At 63.9% G+C, this 13,870-nt stretch carries 13 protein-coding genes; 8 read left to right on the top strand and 5 right to left on the bottom strand.

All coding sequences use genetic code 11. The features are described 5' to 3' along the window. Positions 1–48 precede the first annotated feature (48 nt). Complete coding sequence (locus tag G6N55_RS28510; RefSeq protein ID WP_163667626.1) at positions 49–1,122, top strand: spirocyclase AveC family protein; 1,074 nt, start codon at positions 49–51, stop codon at positions 1,120–1,122. A gap of 215 nt (positions 1,123–1,337) precedes the next feature. After that, the gene (locus G6N55_RS28515; RefSeq protein ID WP_139826780.1) at positions 1,338–2,009 is read left to right on the top strand and encodes a TetR/AcrR family transcriptional regulator; all 672 of its coding nucleotides are present in this window, start codon (positions 1,338–1,340) and stop codon (positions 2,007–2,009) included. Between the two features lie 10 nt (positions 2,010–2,019). Here G6N55_RS28515 and G6N55_RS28520 read toward each other — a convergent pair whose 3' ends face one another. Then, positions 2,020–2,724, bottom strand: coding sequence for a TetR/AcrR family transcriptional regulator (locus G6N55_RS28520; RefSeq protein ID WP_163667629.1), 705 nt, complete (start codon positions 2,722–2,724; stop codon positions 2,020–2,022). A gap of 78 nt (positions 2,725–2,802) precedes the next feature. Here G6N55_RS28520 and G6N55_RS28525 point away from each other — a divergent pair, with 78 nt between their 5' ends. Genes G6N55_RS28525 through G6N55_RS28535 form a run of 3 tightly spaced genes read left to right on the top strand, consistent with a single transcriptional unit; the run spans position 2,803 to position 5,782 of the window. After that, positions 2,803–4,158 (top strand): protoporphyrinogen/coproporphyrinogen oxidase, encoded by a 1,356-nt coding sequence (locus G6N55_RS28525; protein ID WP_163667632.1) that lies wholly within the window; start codon positions 2,803–2,805, stop codon positions 4,156–4,158. Next, entirely contained in the window at positions 4,155–4,979 is an 825-nt protein-coding gene (locus tag G6N55_RS28530) for a hypothetical protein (protein WP_085221612.1), read from the top strand. The genes G6N55_RS28525 and G6N55_RS28530 overlap by 4 nt, the downstream gene beginning before the upstream one ends. Beyond that, the gene (locus tag G6N55_RS28535) at positions 4,976–5,782 is read left to right on the top strand and encodes a hypothetical protein (RefSeq protein ID WP_085221613.1); all 807 of its coding nucleotides are present in this window, start codon (positions 4,976–4,978) and stop codon (positions 5,780–5,782) included. Before G6N55_RS28530 ends, G6N55_RS28535 begins: the two co-directional genes overlap by 4 nt. Here G6N55_RS28535 and G6N55_RS28540 read toward each other — a convergent pair. Together G6N55_RS28540 and G6N55_RS28545 are read right to left on the bottom strand one after the other, a co-directional pair. Next, positions 5,779–6,969, bottom strand: coding sequence for a spirocyclase AveC family protein (locus tag G6N55_RS28540; RefSeq protein ID WP_085221614.1), 1,191 nt, complete (start codon positions 6,967–6,969; stop codon positions 5,779–5,781). The two genes, G6N55_RS28535 and G6N55_RS28540, sit on opposite strands and share 4 nt — an antisense overlap. Before the next feature lie 44 nt (positions 6,970–7,013). Then, positions 7,014–8,510, bottom strand: coding sequence for a carotenoid oxygenase family protein (locus G6N55_RS28545; RefSeq protein WP_085221615.1), 1,497 nt, complete (start codon positions 8,508–8,510; stop codon positions 7,014–7,016). A gap of 374 nt (positions 8,511–8,884) precedes the next feature. Here G6N55_RS28545 and G6N55_RS28550 point away from each other — a divergent pair, with 374 nt between their 5' ends. Next, entirely contained in the window at positions 8,885–9,415 is a 531-nt protein-coding gene (locus tag G6N55_RS28550) for a MarR family winged helix-turn-helix transcriptional regulator (protein ID WP_085221616.1), read from the top strand. A 21-nt stretch (positions 9,416–9,436) separates the two neighbouring features. Here G6N55_RS28550 and G6N55_RS28555 read toward each other — a convergent pair whose 3' ends face one another. Beyond that, positions 9,437–10,072, bottom strand: a complete 636-nt coding sequence (locus G6N55_RS28555; RefSeq protein ID WP_179968105.1) for a TetR/AcrR family transcriptional regulator — start codon at positions 10,070–10,072, stop codon at positions 9,437–9,439. A 206-nt stretch (positions 10,073–10,278) separates the two neighbouring features. On the opposite strand from G6N55_RS28555, the gene G6N55_RS28560 reads away from it, so the two are divergent. Then, positions 10,279–11,340, top strand: coding sequence for a spirocyclase AveC family protein (locus G6N55_RS28560; RefSeq protein WP_163667635.1), 1,062 nt, complete (start codon positions 10,279–10,281; stop codon positions 11,338–11,340). An 81-nt stretch (positions 11,341–11,421) separates the two neighbouring features. Next, positions 11,422–12,954: an AMP-binding protein gene (locus G6N55_RS28565; protein WP_232078858.1), complete on the top strand. Its 1,533-nt coding sequence runs from the start codon at positions 11,422–11,424 to the stop codon at positions 12,952–12,954. Here the strand turns inward: G6N55_RS28565 and G6N55_RS28570 are convergent. Next, positions 12,939–13,868, bottom strand: coding sequence for an acyl-CoA thioesterase (locus G6N55_RS28570; RefSeq protein WP_163667640.1), 930 nt, complete (start codon positions 13,866–13,868; stop codon positions 12,939–12,941). The genes G6N55_RS28565 and G6N55_RS28570 overlap by 16 nt on opposite strands. Between the last annotated feature and the right edge of the window lie 2 nt (positions 13,869–13,870).

Here is a 13,870-nt window from a genome sequence, read left to right on the forward strand (position 1 = left end):
GGTGAGCGCTACATCGTGTTTCCGCGTGGGCTTCGAATGGGAGGCATCATGTCCACCGTCGCAGCGGATCACCGCAAACCCCTTGCCGTGGCGGCACCGCCGCGACAGGTACCGGTTCCGGTCATCTTGGCCGTCGTCGGCGTCCTGATCGCCGGGTACGCGCTCTGGACCTGGGGCTCCTGGCTGGCCTCGGGCCCGACCCAGATCACCGCGACCCGCGACCCCGGTGCGCCGTCGTGGTGGGTGGCACGCAGTTACGAGACGATCATGGCTGCCGCCGTGGTGGTGATCAGCGTTTACGTTGTGCGGCAATGCGTTCAGCAGCGGCGAGTGGTTTTCGACGCGGTCTTCATCGTCGCCGGATTCTTCATGCTGTTCTGGGACCCGATGGTCAACTGGATGCAGCCGAACTTCATGTACAGCTCGCAATGGCTCAACCTCAACACCTGGGTGGCCCAGGCCCCGGGCGTGGTCAACCCGACCGCCGGGCTGATGCCGCAGCCCGTGTTCATCATGTTCATCTACCCGTTCGGCCTGTTGGGCTTCTCGATCATCCTCAACCACGGCATGGGGGCGGTGCAGCGACGGTTTCCGCAGATCAGCACCTTGGCGCTGCTGGCATGCGCCTACGTCTACGGACTGTTACTCGGCTTCTGCCTGGAGGCGCCCATTTTCCTGTGCAATTTGTGGGGTTTGCCGGGTGCGCCCGCGTCGTTCTCGCTGTTCTCCAACGGTCAGCGCTACGCGTGGGCCGAATACCTCACCACCGGAATAGTTTTCACGACCCTCGGCGCCGTGCGGTACTTCCGCAACGATAAGGGCCAAACCATCACCGAACGCGGCCTGGAATCGCTGCGGCCGCCGGCGCGCACCGCCGTCAGCGTCTTCGCCACCGTCGCGGTGTTCGCGATGTCGATGTGGGCCCTGCTGCTGGTCCAGATCCCGGCCGGGCTGCACGCCTCGCCCTATCCGACCGACTACCCGGCCCACCTCATCAACGGCCTGTGCAACATCCCGGGCAATCCACACTCGACGGCGCCCACCGTCTACGGTCCATGCCCTGGCTCTCCGGGATTCCGGATGCCGGTCGACAACACCTTCATCCCCAACACCGGTCGCTGATCCCCGCGGGATGCCGGCGCTCGCCGGTGCCCTCGGCTGAGAATCAAAGCGGCTCGGGGAGAAGCAAATCCGCGACAATCGAATGCCGCCCGGGCGCCGCGCGCTGACGATTGGCCGAACCGGATACGCGGCGGTTCGCCGGATCGGCAGCCGGGTCAGGCTACCCTTTGAGCAGCCACGCAGGCGGCGTGGGCGGGTGAGAGGGGTGAGCGACGTTGACGACCGAATCCACTGCCATGCGCAGGGGCGCGCGTCGCGCACCTGACACGGTCAGGGAACTCATCCTCAAGGCCGCGCATCGTCTGTTCTCCGCGCACGGCTACCACGGCACCCTCACCCGGCACATCGCCGAGGAGGCCGGTGTCGGAGAATCGGTCATCTTCCGCAACTTCGGGTCAAAGGCCGAGCTGTTCGAGACGACGATCCTGGCCCCGTTCTCCGAGTTCGTCGACAACTGGGCCACGACGTGGGATGCCAAAACGACCGCAGCCGCCGATCCGATGCAGGTGGCCGAGGCCTTCGTCAAAGGGTTCTACACCCTGGTCGACGAGCACCGTGAACTGCTATCAACGCTGGTCGCCGCTCGTATCACCGGCAGCGACCCGGGGCTTGCCGAAGTTGCTACCCGGGTCAGCGAGAGACTGGCCAACAACCTGAGCACGCCACGACGAGTGCTGCTGGAACACAGCGAAGCTCGGCATTTCCGTAACCTCGACGCCCCGGTGAGTGTTGCCGTGTCGGTGGGATCGGTTCTGGCCCTGGTGCTACTCGACGACTGGGTGTTTGCGCCCGACCAGCGCCGCCCGGGCAAGGTGCGTCAGATCAACGAAGTCACCCGGATGCTGCTCTACGGTGTCACCGGATCCGAGCCGCCGGCTCACGGTTGAGATAAGCGACCTATTTCGCTGATTTCCGCTTCGTCGGGGGGAGCGGTTTAGGACTGGGCGCCTTCGGTCGCCGGGTTGCCGCGCCGCGGCCGCTGAGATACACCACCCGCCAGACGATCTCGACGAGCGCATCGAGCTGACGCTCGACCTCCTCGTCGTCGGCGGCACCGACCAGTTGATAGAGCCCTCGCTCGATCATCCAGATGAGCCACTGCGCGGTGCGTGCGGCGTCCAGATCGGCATCGGCCACTTCGGCCTGCTGCGCCTCACCGATGTAGTTTCCCAGTGCGCTCACCACCTGGCCGATCAGATGCTGCTGTTGTTCGGATGCCCGCGGGTCGTAAGCCGCGGTCTCGGCGATGGTTCCCAGAATGGTGCGGTGCTTGCGGTAGGTGTCGATCGGCACCCGCATGGCCTTGTGCAGATCCTCGCGGGTTGCGTCGACGGGCAACTCCCACCACGAGGCGCCATCGGCGAGTAGGTCGCCGATGACGTCTTGGGCCATCGCGACGAGGAGATCGCCCTTGTCGTCGAAGTAGACGTAGAAGGTGGACCGCGAAATCCCGCCGGCGGTGATGATCGCCTCGACGCTCAAGTCGGCGTACTTGGCCCCGTCCGCCACTAATTCTTCGACGACGCCGACCAAATGGCGGCTGAGCATACTGCGGCGCTGAGGCCGAGACAGCTGCAACGGTCGGGGAGGAGATGCGTCCACGCTCGAAGTATATGCACTGTCCAGCAGATCATACAGAGTGTCTGTCTACCAAACTACGTGTTTGATACAGTGCACAACATGTCTGACCTGTCGAAGGTGTACGTCGTTGGTGCGGGCCCGTCCGGGCTCGCTGCGGCCTGGCGGCTGCAAGAGGCCGGCTACGAGGTCGTGGTGCTGGAATTCCGGGATCGCGTTGGTGGACAGCTGCTTTCGATCAAGCGCGACGGCTATCTGATGGAGGCCGGGACGACGATCTTGCCTGCCGCTTACGACAGCGTGATGCGGCTGGTCGAGGACATCGGAATGACGGACGAACTGATACCGGCGAACTCACTGATGGGTTTCATGCGGGGCGATCAGATGCATTACCTGCGGGCGAATCGACTCGTGCTGGATGCTGCCCGCACCAAGCTGTTGTCGCTGCGCTCGAAGTTGAAGGTTGCCCGCCTGGCGCTGGATTCATTCAAGCTGCGCAACCTACTCAGCTACGAAGACTTGTCCATTGCCGGCGCGTACGACACCGAGACACCCGAGCAGTACTGCCGGCGACGCGGTCTTGACGGCGAGCTGTACGACTACCTGATCGAGCCCACCGTGCGCGGCGGAGCCGGTGTTCCGGCCAGCGTGATCTCGGTTGTGGAGTTCTTCTTTCTGTGGCAGAAGGTGCTGGGTACCAAGCTGTATGCCTTCCGCGACGGGTATTCCTCGTTCCCCGAACGGCTGGCCGCGGGCATTCCCGACGTACGCCTGCGCACCGATGTGGTCGAAGTCGTCGAAGACGCGCGCGGCGTGACGATCACCTGTGTCGGACCCGACGGCAAGCAATACACCGAGCGCGGTGCCGGCGCGATCGTCAGCTCCATGGGTAATCGGGTCCCCGACATCGTGCCGCAGCTGGATCCCGACCGCGCGAAGTTCTTGCGGGAGCTGAACTACACCTCGACCATGTCGATCAACCTGGCGCTCAACCGAGTTCCGGACTGTCCGGCATCCTTTGTCGTGGTTCCGCGGCCGGTGTCCGAAGGGCTGTTCGCGGTGATCCTGGAACACAACAAGGCGCCCGGGCGCGCACCCGCGGGCAAGGGCCTGGTCTCCCTGTTCATGATGAACCAGTGGGCCGTCGACCACATGGATTCCACCGACGACGAGATCTTGGCCGATGTCTTGCCCGACGCGGAGAAGGCAATTCCCGGATTGGGCAACGCAATCGAGTTCGCGCGCGTCAATCGGTGGTACCCGGTGCTGGTCTACAGCCACCCCGGGCTGTATCGCGAGTTGGGTCGTTTCCACGCCGCGCGAGATCTGAAAAGTCGTATCCACCTGGCCGGGTCGTACAATTCGTCAGGCAACGTCAACACGGCCACTACCGCCGGTGAGCGCGCCGCCCGCGAACTGCTACAGGCACTTTCGCCGGCCGCCGCACTGACTGCGTGATCGCCGTGGCCCAGTTCAACATCCCGACACCGCCGGACATGGTCTTCCCGCGGACACCTCAGACGGTCGCCGAAATCGTGCTCTGGTTGGTGGTGGTCGCGTTCGTGGCATTCGCGGTGCACCAATGGCGCCGGACTGGATCGCCGCTGGGACTGGTGATGCTGGCCGGTGGCGGGATCGCGTTGTTGAACGAACCGCTCGACGACATCTTGGGACTGGTGCATCACCCCAGGCCGGGTCAAGATGTGGTCTTCGAGACCATGGGCCCGATACCGCATTGGGGTCTGCCCACCTACATCATCTTCTTCGGCGGCATCGCGTATGTGCTGCTGTTAGAGCTGCGCAGGCTGACCTTCACCCCGCGGGCATTCTGGACCGGCATCGCGATCACCTTCGTCGCTGATCTGCTGATCGAGTTGCCGTTGTTGTACTTTCACCTCTACACGTACTTTGGCTACGGTCAGGTGCCGATGAGCATCGGCGGATTCCCGTTGTACTGGCTGTTCATCAATACCACCGGTCCAATCCTGTGCGCGGCCATCCTGTTTGCCGCGCCGGGCTATTTCACCGGCTGGCGAACTGTTCTGGTGCTCTTCCTACCCGTGGTTACCGACGCCGGCTGCAGCGCAGCGGTGGGTTTGCCCGTGTACAACGCGCTGCACACGCCGGGCGCTCCAGCGTGGATAACGTGGGTAGGCGCATTCGCCTCCTGTGCAATCGGTTTGGTCATACTCGATGCGTCGGCACGCTGGATCTATGCCCACACCTTGAAGATGCAACAAGGCGTGGAATCGGCACCGGCACTGCAGGAGCAGGGATGACCTGGGTCCGTGGGCATTTCGATTTGCCGGCGACTCCCGATGGCACGGCGATGCCACAATCCGCTCAGCTCGTCGCGACCGTGGCCATGGCGGTGCTGGTGGCGGGTTTCGCCGTGTACGCGGTGCGCGAGATTGCCCGATCGCGATCGGGCACGCTGGCGTTGTTGCTAGTCGGGGGAGCGATATCGTATTTCAACGAACCGATCGACGATGTGCTGGGACTGGTGTGGCATCCGGTCGTCGGTCAGTGGACCGCACTCGACACATTCGCACGTGTTCCGTTGTGGGGCTTGGGTATTTACATCGTTTTCTTCGGCGCGATGCCGTACGTCATATTGCAGAGTCTGCGGCGTGGCGTGAGCCGTCGCCAGCTGTGGGGTTGGGTGGGTGTGCTGGCGGTGGTCGACGTTGCCGTCGAACTGCCCGTTTTGGCGAGTGGCATTTACAGCTACTACGGTGACGCGCCGATGCAGATCGGCGGCTTCCCGGTGTATTGGATCGTGATCAACGCGGTGGGTCCATTGGCCCTGGCCGCCCTGCTGATGGCCGCCGGAAACACCTTCACCGGCTGGCGGGCGCTGTATTTACTGTTCCTGCCGATGATGTCGGATGCGGCCGGCAGTGTCGCGGTCGGGTGGCCGATCTTCAGCGCTCTCAACGCCCACGCTTGCGCGCCGGTGCGATGGCTGGCGGCGGTGCTGACCATCGCGGTCGGCCTGGGGACGCTCGACCTGCTGATCAATTACGCGGCGCGGATGTCGTCGGCACTGGTGCGTGATAGCGCTGTCGACGCCCTGCCCTAAGGATTCGACCTGAATGGGTACTGCGCCGGCAAGTTGGTGTGGGGCGGTACGACCGCCTTCCCATCGGGTGTGATGTAGGCAGAACCCTTGCCGGAGTGGGTGTTGTCGTTGCGGCTCAACGGAACACCGGGGCCCGGGCATGCGCGATCGGTGCCCTGGCCACACAATCCATCGGTGAAGTAGGAGCGGTCGAGCAGGTCGCGCTGCCATTCCTTCGAATGGATTCCGATCCAGTAGTTTGGCACGTTGTAGGTCATGAACAATGCCACGTGCACACCGGCGAACACGGCCAGTGCGCGAACGACCGTCTGCGCCCGGTCGGACATCCGAAGGCGCTCGGCACCGCGTTCGACGAGGGTCTGGCCTCTGTCGTTGCGGAAGTAGCGCAGGCAAGCGACGGCAGTGAATGTTGCCGAGACGGTGACGACTTCGTTCAACGGGAAGGCATGGTAGGTCCCGCTGAAGATCGCAGGGCCGCGCCCACCCGGGTATTCCCAGATACCGAGCGGCATGAAGATGACACCCTCGAGGATGATGTCGAAGCCGACCATCGCGACAAAGCACACGCCAATCAGGCCGACCGTGCCGATCTGTGGCCATTTGGCCTTGGCCCGCCGCATGGCCCAGCATCCGAGGAACATCGTGATGACGAAAACGTAGACGTATAGACCGGGCATGATCAGGATCGGTTCGACCAGCATCGCGCCCGGTTTACCGTTGGATAGCCAACCCGGAACGCTGTGCACCCATGCGCCGTAATTGATCGCCCACGAGTTGTAGGTGAACCAGTGCCCCCCGTAGGCCGACAAGGGGTCTTGGAACCACAGCGTCGAAAACGCCAGCACCAGCATGCCGTCCAGAGTCAACCGGTGCTGCCGGATCAGCGGACGCACCACGAACCAACCGATGAGGCTGAGGCCGGCAGGAATTGACGCGGCCTGGAAAAAGACCATCGCCACCTTCATGTATGTCGGTGGGTCCGTCGGACCGGTCGGGACTCGCTGGAAGAACGGACCAGTTGCCCAGTCGATCAGGACGTACGCGATGAAGGCCAGGATCGCCGCGCCCAGGGCGGCCCACCATTTCACCGGAACCAACCGGCGTGCTTCCGGCACCGCCGGGTTCAACTGAACGTCGGCATCGGCCGTTCGCAGTTTTCTGGTAGCGGTGGGAGGTGTCGTTACCATGAGCCTAATACTGAAACTCGGCGTATCAAATTGTCAACGATCGCCTAGCGGAAGTCCATCCAGTGACCATGCGGCGTCCAGCCCATGTGGAAGGGCAGCTCGATCTTGCAGATCGGACCGGCGGTGATGTCGTCGGTGTCGAAGATCTGGAACTCACCGCGCCGGTCAGCCCACCACGACACCGGCACGATGATGTAGCCGTCGCCCTCGGGAGCGTCGATGGTGCGCGGTGCGAATGAGGCCTCGAGCACCGCGGCCAGTTCGCCCTGACCCCGGATCTGGTAGATCTGCTCGCTGACCTTGTCGACGTCGTTGCGGATGAGACTGTCCATCCGCATGCCTCGCTTCTTGGGCTGGCCGCCGATCTGGAAGCCGTAGCGGTGCCCCTTTCCGTAGAAGCGCTGGTCGACTTTGCAGATCTCGGAGGGTAGTTCGGACAGCTGCTCGGCCTTGGTGTTTCCGGTGGTCAGGTTGACGGTCCAGCGCCCCAGGTAGCTCGCGGCGTTGCTGAAGAACAGCGCGGCTTGGTCGCCTTCCTGGAACTCGTTTTCCATCGGGAAGGGCGGCGTGTTGAAGATCGGCGCGTCGAGGATGAGTTGATCGCCCTTGATGTTGGCCGTCATGGTGTGCATGACATATTGCGCGGGCAGCTCGGTCCGAATCCACCGGATCTCACCCTGCAGGTTGTGCCGCGGGATCAGTGCGATGGTGATCGGCAGCTCGGGTTCCCACCCAAAGACGGCGTATCCCTTGCTATTGCGCTTCAGGTCGATGATGAATGGCTGGAACGGCATCACAACCCATTCCGGGGTGAGCCAAATATCATGTGCCACCGTGTTATACGGCGCATCCCAGAGGTCACGGGATTCCACCGTGCCATCGGGGTGCACATACTTCATCGACACATAGGGTGCGGTATCGCTGTACGACCAGCCGTAGAGGATGCCGGTGTCCTCATCCCATTTCGGGTGAGCGCAGAACGTTCCGTCTCCGAAGCACACGGGTTCATGTGGGCCCCTGGACAAAGCCGGCGCCCATGGCACGATGCCCTTGGTCTCCAGCGTGATCGGATCGATGACCTGGGGTGGAGCCCCCAGTTCGCCCGACACGATCAGCTCGCCGGCGAACGGGAAGATGTTGATGCTCGCGGTGCCCTGCGGGGTGTGGGCGTTCTCGGGGGTGCGCACCACGGCGCCGTAGCCGTAGTCGCGGTAGTCGCCGAATCCACCGTCGGAGTAATCGAACATGCCACGGCCATACTTGTCTTCGAGGACGTACTTGGGCGTGCGTACCCAGCGGTTGCGGAAGTCGGCGCGGCCGTTCTCGAAGACCAGGCCCTGCACCATGCCGTCCATCGCCAGCAGCGGCGTCGTGCCCTGTTTGGCCGGTCGTTTCCAGCAGGGGCCGGTGCGGTAGATGCCACCCGCCAGGTCTTTCGGGATCTCGCCGTGCGTGACGATGCATTCCTCGACCGTGGCTTCGAAGCGCATCGGTTGGAACGGTCCCTTGGTCGTCACCGTGTCCGGAACGGAGTAGCTCATGTTGCTCCCTGGTCCCTTTCTCTCGGGCTGCGCGCCCAACGTGCGGGCTGCGATATGGCTGATGCTAGTGCTGAAGCGCTCTCTTGTAAACGATCACTTACATCACAGTATAGGTATTACCGGTGACCTGACACACATCCGGATGTGGTGATCGGACGGCCTGCTGCATGCACGTATCTTCGTCAAATAGCCGGTAAATGGCTGTTGACCGGGCCGACAGCAGTTGCATTCGAGGTGGGCTGGTTGGTGCGTATTGCGTGCGCCGCCCCACTCAGTATGTAAACGATCGTTAGGCAAATCTTCGATCGCCCCCGCGGAAGTGAGTGCTGGCGCGTCGACGGAGTGGGGAACCGTGCGGTGGTCCATAATCGGACATGGCTATCCAGCACCCGTCGGCTCGGACGATCACCGTCGAGGAGTACCGGGAACTACTGGCCGAACGGCTGGGCGCGGACGACGTGGTGGGCCAGGATGCGGCAGAGCATGCCGAGCTCGTGTTCAACCTGAGTCGGTTGCACTATCGATTGTCCCGGGACTTCGAGGGGCTGCACCGCCGCCGCGGCTGGACGTGGGCGGGCTTTCGCATCATGAATGTGTTGTGGGCGATCGGCGCTGCCGAACTGCGCGATGTTGCGCGATTGTCCGGCGCGTCGCGGGCCGCCGTCTCGAGTGCGCTGAACACGCTCGAGCGCGATGGCCTGGTTCACCGCGTGCGCGACGGCGCCGACCGTCGCTTGGTCCGCATCCAGCTCACCCAGGAGGGCAGCGGTGCACTTCGCGAGGCGATGCGCGAGCAGGGCGACCGGGAGCGTGCGTGGCTGTCGGAGCTTGCCCCCTCCGACCAGCAGCGGCTGAGCCGGCTTCTGGGCGCACTAGCAGACCGTCAGGCCCCACCAAAGCCATGAGTCGGGCGCCCACCGTCGTGGTCACGGGGGAGCGAGCGTTGCCCGGACGATGCGGCCGATTTCCCGCATGGTCCGTTGCGCGCGTTGCTCATCGGAATAGAAGCCGATGTCCATTGCCAAGCCCCACAGCAGGTCCATGTAGACCTGCGTGGTGGCCTCGGTGTCCATGTCGGTGTCGATCTCGCCGGCACGCGCCGCGTTGGCAAGTAGGTTGTCGACGTAGTTACGTACCGAGTCGATCGGCAGCAGCGCCTTGTCACGAAGCTCCGGATGGGTGATCGCGTCGGCGGTGGAGATGACGAAGAACCGGACGAATGTCTCATCCGTCTGGCTGAACTCGACGGCACTTTCGAACACCGCTAGGACGCGACTGTGGACGGGGCCGATCTGTCCCTCGGCATTGGTGAGGATGTGGCCGGCCACGACATCGTGGACCGACGCCAACGCGGCACCGTAGAGCTCGATCTTGCTGGAGTAATAGTGCGCGATGGCATTGCGGGTGATCCCGGCGTCCTCGGCGATCTGTTTGAGGCTGGCCCGCTCGTAACCGGTGGTGGCGAACACCTGTCGGGCGCTGTGCAGGATCTTGGCTCGCGTCTCGGCGCCGTCGGCCCCCAACGGGCGGCCTGGTCGGCGCCGACCGGCGGGAGAGCTCATCGGAAAGACTCTACGAGCGGGACGCGCCACGTCGCCCGATAGTGCCGTACACAGCACGTTGCTCTTCCCAGCCAAACACTGTTCGATTAATGTGAATGGGCTACGGCCGATTCGCATCGTCGAGCTTCAGGGTGCTCCACCGGCGGGATGCCGCGTCGCCGCGGTCGCGTTGGCAACGACGGTTCGGCCTGGCGGAAAGGCGCGATATGTCAAGCGGTCTCGACAAAGTGGATGCGGCGCCGCCGGGGCTGGTACCCATTCCGGCGGCCAAAGTCCCATGGCGCCCGCAGCACTACCTGGCCGTGATCGCGTGCTTGTTTCTCTTCTGGGGCGCGTGGACGCTGGTGGCCTGGGTTGCGGCGGGACCTCGACCGGTTACAAAGTATCGGGATCCCGGCTCGTCCGCCTATGCCATTGCGACGGCGTACGAAGTCGGCACGGTGTTGTTGGTCCTCGGCGTTGGCGCCTACGTCATCCGGGGATGCTTGCGACAGCGTCGCCTCACCTTCGACGCCCAGCTATGTATCGCAGGGCTGTTGGCGTACTGGCTTGACCCGTTCTACAACTTCATCGTTCCGATGAATCTGTACAGCTCGAACTTCGTCAATGTCGGCAGTTGGTGCAGCTATGCGCCGTTTGTCGTCAACAAGGCCTGCAGTGGGTCGCCCGAGCCGATCCTGGTCATCGGCGCCATCTACCTGGTGGGGTTTCTTGTTCTCGCGATGCTGGGCGGGCGGATCCTGCGGTTTGTCGAAGCGCGGCATCCGGGTGCCTCGCGGGCGAGGATGCTGTTGGCCGTTGCTCTTTTCGCGATCATCGTCGACCTGTTGATCGATGGCATCTCGAGCCAGTTGGACCTGTGGAGCCAGTTCATCCCCGCCGGCCTCAACATTGCTACCGACGCGCGGCCGTTCCCCGCGACGCTGCCGGCGTCGGCAATTCTGTTCTTCGGCGCACCGACCTTCGCCCGATACCTACGGGACGACAAGGGACGCACGCTTTTTGAGCGCGGCCTCGACCACCTGCGACCGGCCGCCCGAAGGACCTTGTCATTCCTATCGCTCGTCGGGTACATGCAGTTGATGGTGGCCGTAACCATCTTGCTCACCATCGCTCCGGTGGGCCTCTACGCCAACAACTCTCCGGTGTACCCGGCCCACATCATCAACGGGCAATGCGACATTGGGTCCGTGCACGGCAGCGCTTATGGTCCATGCCCCGGAACGCCGGGCTTCACCGCGCCGCTGCGACATCTGCCCCATCCCTAGGGCGTCTCTAAGCCGCCCAGCGAGGGCGGCCTAGGATTTTTAAGCACACTTAGATAACGCCGACGATCGGAGCGCAGATTGGTGTTTGCCGCAACTGACTGGGTGGCCTATCACGCGCAGCATCACGGTGAGTCCCTTGCCCTCGGGTGCGCCGAGGACGGGCGGCGAACGACGTGGGCGCAATTGGAAGCCCGGGTCGCGGGCGTGGCCGCCACCCTGCACGACCTCGGGGTCGGACCCGGCGATCGGGTGGCGATGATCAGCGAGAACGACCCGCGCGTGTTCGAGGTGCAGTTCGCCTCCATGCGCCTCGGTGCGTTGTTCGCGCCGCTGAATTGGCGCCTGCACGTCAGCGAGATCCAGGAGATCTGCCTTGACGCCCGCCCGAGTGTGATCGTTCACGACGATCGGTGGGCAGAGGTTGCGGTTGCCGTAGCCGCGAAAGCCGATATCGGACAGCGCGTGTCGTTCAACGGGCCGCACGACGCGGTGGATTACGAGTCGGCTCTCGCGACGGCGGTCCCATTCCATGCGACGGGTTCGATTGCGATGGATCAGCCCACTCACATCCTGTACACGTCCGGCACGACCGGGCGGCCAAAGGGCGCCCTGTCGACCAACGCCACCCTGGTGTGGCAGGCCCTCAACACGGCCCACACCACGGGGTTCTCCCAACCCGGATGTCACCAGCTCAATCCCATGCCGCTGTTCCACGCGGGCGGGCTGAACGTGATGGCCAACCCGATCCTGTACTTCGGCGGCGCGGTCACGACGATGGCCCGCTTCGACCCCGAAGACGTCCTTCATCAGTTGGTCAGCCGTGACCCGCCGATCACCCATTTCGCCGCCATCCCGATGTTCTACCAGCGGATCGCCGAGACGACCGGTTTCGCCGCGGCGGATCTATCGCGTCTGCGCCACGGGATCATTGCCGGAGCGGTCGCATCGCCCGAACTCCTGCAGTTGTGGGCCGACCGCGGTTTCGCCCTGCAGCCCCAATACGGCGGAACCGAGATGGGCCCAATGGCAACGGCTCTCGATGACGAGATGGGACATCTGGGCGATGCGAAGAGAGGCTCGACGGGTCGCGCCGCGCCGCATACGCAGATCAGGCTCGTCGACGCCGCGGGTCGCGACGTGGCGGACGGCGTCACGGGTGAAATCTGGTTACGGGGCCCGAGTATCACGGTCGGATATTGGGAACGCGATAACGCCGACTATTTCACCGAGGACGGCTGGTTTCGCACCGGCGACTCGGCGTACCGCGACCAGGCTGGCTTTTACTATCCGGTGGGACGCGTCAAGGAGATGTTCAAGTCTGGCGGGGAGAACATCTATCCGGCCGAAGTCGAACAAGTACTGTCGCTGCATCCCGATGTGCGTGACGTCGGCGTTGTCGGAGTCGCCGACGAGCAGTGGGGCGAGGTGGGATTGGCCGTGGTGGTTCCAGAACCCGGGACCACCGTTACCCTCGACGCTTTGAATACCTTTGCGGCACAACGGCTAGCGCGTTACAAGCTCCCGAAGCGACTGGCCTTCGTCGAGGAACTTCCTCGCAACGTCACCGGCAAGTTGTCTCGCGAGCAACTCAGGTCGGATCATCGCGGGGTCTGAGCGTGGACATCGGGTTTGCGCGGAGCGACGAACACCATCTCTTGGGCGACGCTCGCCACGAGCTGTCGTGACCGGGAACGTAATTCGCCACGGCAGAACGCCCGGTATTCGTGGGCGATGGGGGCGAACTGCTCGAGCAACAGCCAGTCGTCAAGGCGCGCCGGACGATGGAACCAGACCGAGTGGTTGAGCGTGGCCCCCAGTAGCGTCGTGTGACCGACCATGTCGTGCCACGCCATCCCGGTGGGAAAGTACACCGGTTCGAACATCGGCAGGTCCGTTGCGAAGGCCACGGCTGCGGCATCTGCTCCGGAGATCTCGCGTGGATAGCCAATAGCCGTCAGCCAGATACGGTTTCGCGGCGGCGCTGTCGAATCGCTCCATGGTATGTGATCGACGTAGCGCAGATCGACTGGCCATCGCGGGCCGGCGTGGGCCGGAACCTCGGCTCCATACCGCGCCGACAGTGATGCACGGCGCGACGGCAGCGTGTCGGGGCCGGGCAGCGGGTTGGTCGTGTCGCCGCGCGGCCATTCGTGTTCGATCGGTGCCGGGGAATCGCAGCGCGCCGGGGTGTGAAACGAGGCGACGGTGGTGGCCAGCATTCGTCCGTCCTGGCGCGCCGTGACCACGCGGGTAGACATCGAACGCGAATCACGCACCCGCTCGACGTCGTAAGTGACGGGACGTGTGTCGTCGCCCGCGTGCAAGAACGATGTTTGCAACGAGTGCGCCGGCCGGGTGGAGTCGACCGTCGCGGCCGCGGCCAGCAGGCTCTGTGCTCCTACCTGACCGCCGTAGAGCCGTGGCAGGCCGGAGTGAACGGGTGCGGCTCGATAGGTATCGGGCGCGATTTCGTGCAGCGCGAAAACCGTTCGCCACCAGGGCACCGATTCGTCGATATCGGCGGTCACCG

The organism is Mycobacterium florentinum, from assembly GCF_010730355.1.
GTDB lineage: Bacteria > Actinomycetota > Actinomycetes > Mycobacteriales > Mycobacteriaceae > Mycobacterium > Mycobacterium florentinum.

Excerpts from the sequence above, each read along its gene's own strand:
- G6N55_RS28550 (WP_085221616.1), top strand. The coding sequence starts at position 8,885 with ATGGCTATCCAGCACCCGTCGGCTCGGACGATCACCGTCGAGGAGTAC.
- G6N55_RS28510 (WP_163667626.1), top strand. The coding sequence starts at position 49 with ATGTCCACCGTCGCAGCGGATCACCGCAAACCCCTTGCCGTGGCGGCA.
- G6N55_RS28540 (WP_085221614.1), bottom strand. The coding sequence starts at position 6,969 with ATGGTAACGACACCTCCCACCGCTACCAGAAAACTGCGAACGGCCGAT.
- G6N55_RS28560 (WP_163667635.1), top strand. The coding sequence starts at position 10,279 with ATGTCAAGCGGTCTCGACAAAGTGGATGCGGCGCCGCCGGGGCTGGTA.
- G6N55_RS28535 (WP_085221613.1), top strand. The coding sequence starts at position 4,976 with ATGACCTGGGTCCGTGGGCATTTCGATTTGCCGGCGACTCCCGATGGC.
- G6N55_RS28545 (WP_085221615.1), bottom strand. The coding sequence starts at position 8,510 with ATGAGCTACTCCGTTCCGGACACGGTGACGACCAAGGGACCGTTCCAA.
- G6N55_RS28555 (WP_179968105.1), bottom strand. The coding sequence starts at position 10,072 with ATGAGCTCTCCCGCCGGTCGGCGCCGACCAGGCCGCCCGTTGGGGGCC.
- G6N55_RS28525 (WP_163667632.1), top strand. The coding sequence starts at position 2,803 with ATGTCTGACCTGTCGAAGGTGTACGTCGTTGGTGCGGGCCCGTCCGGG.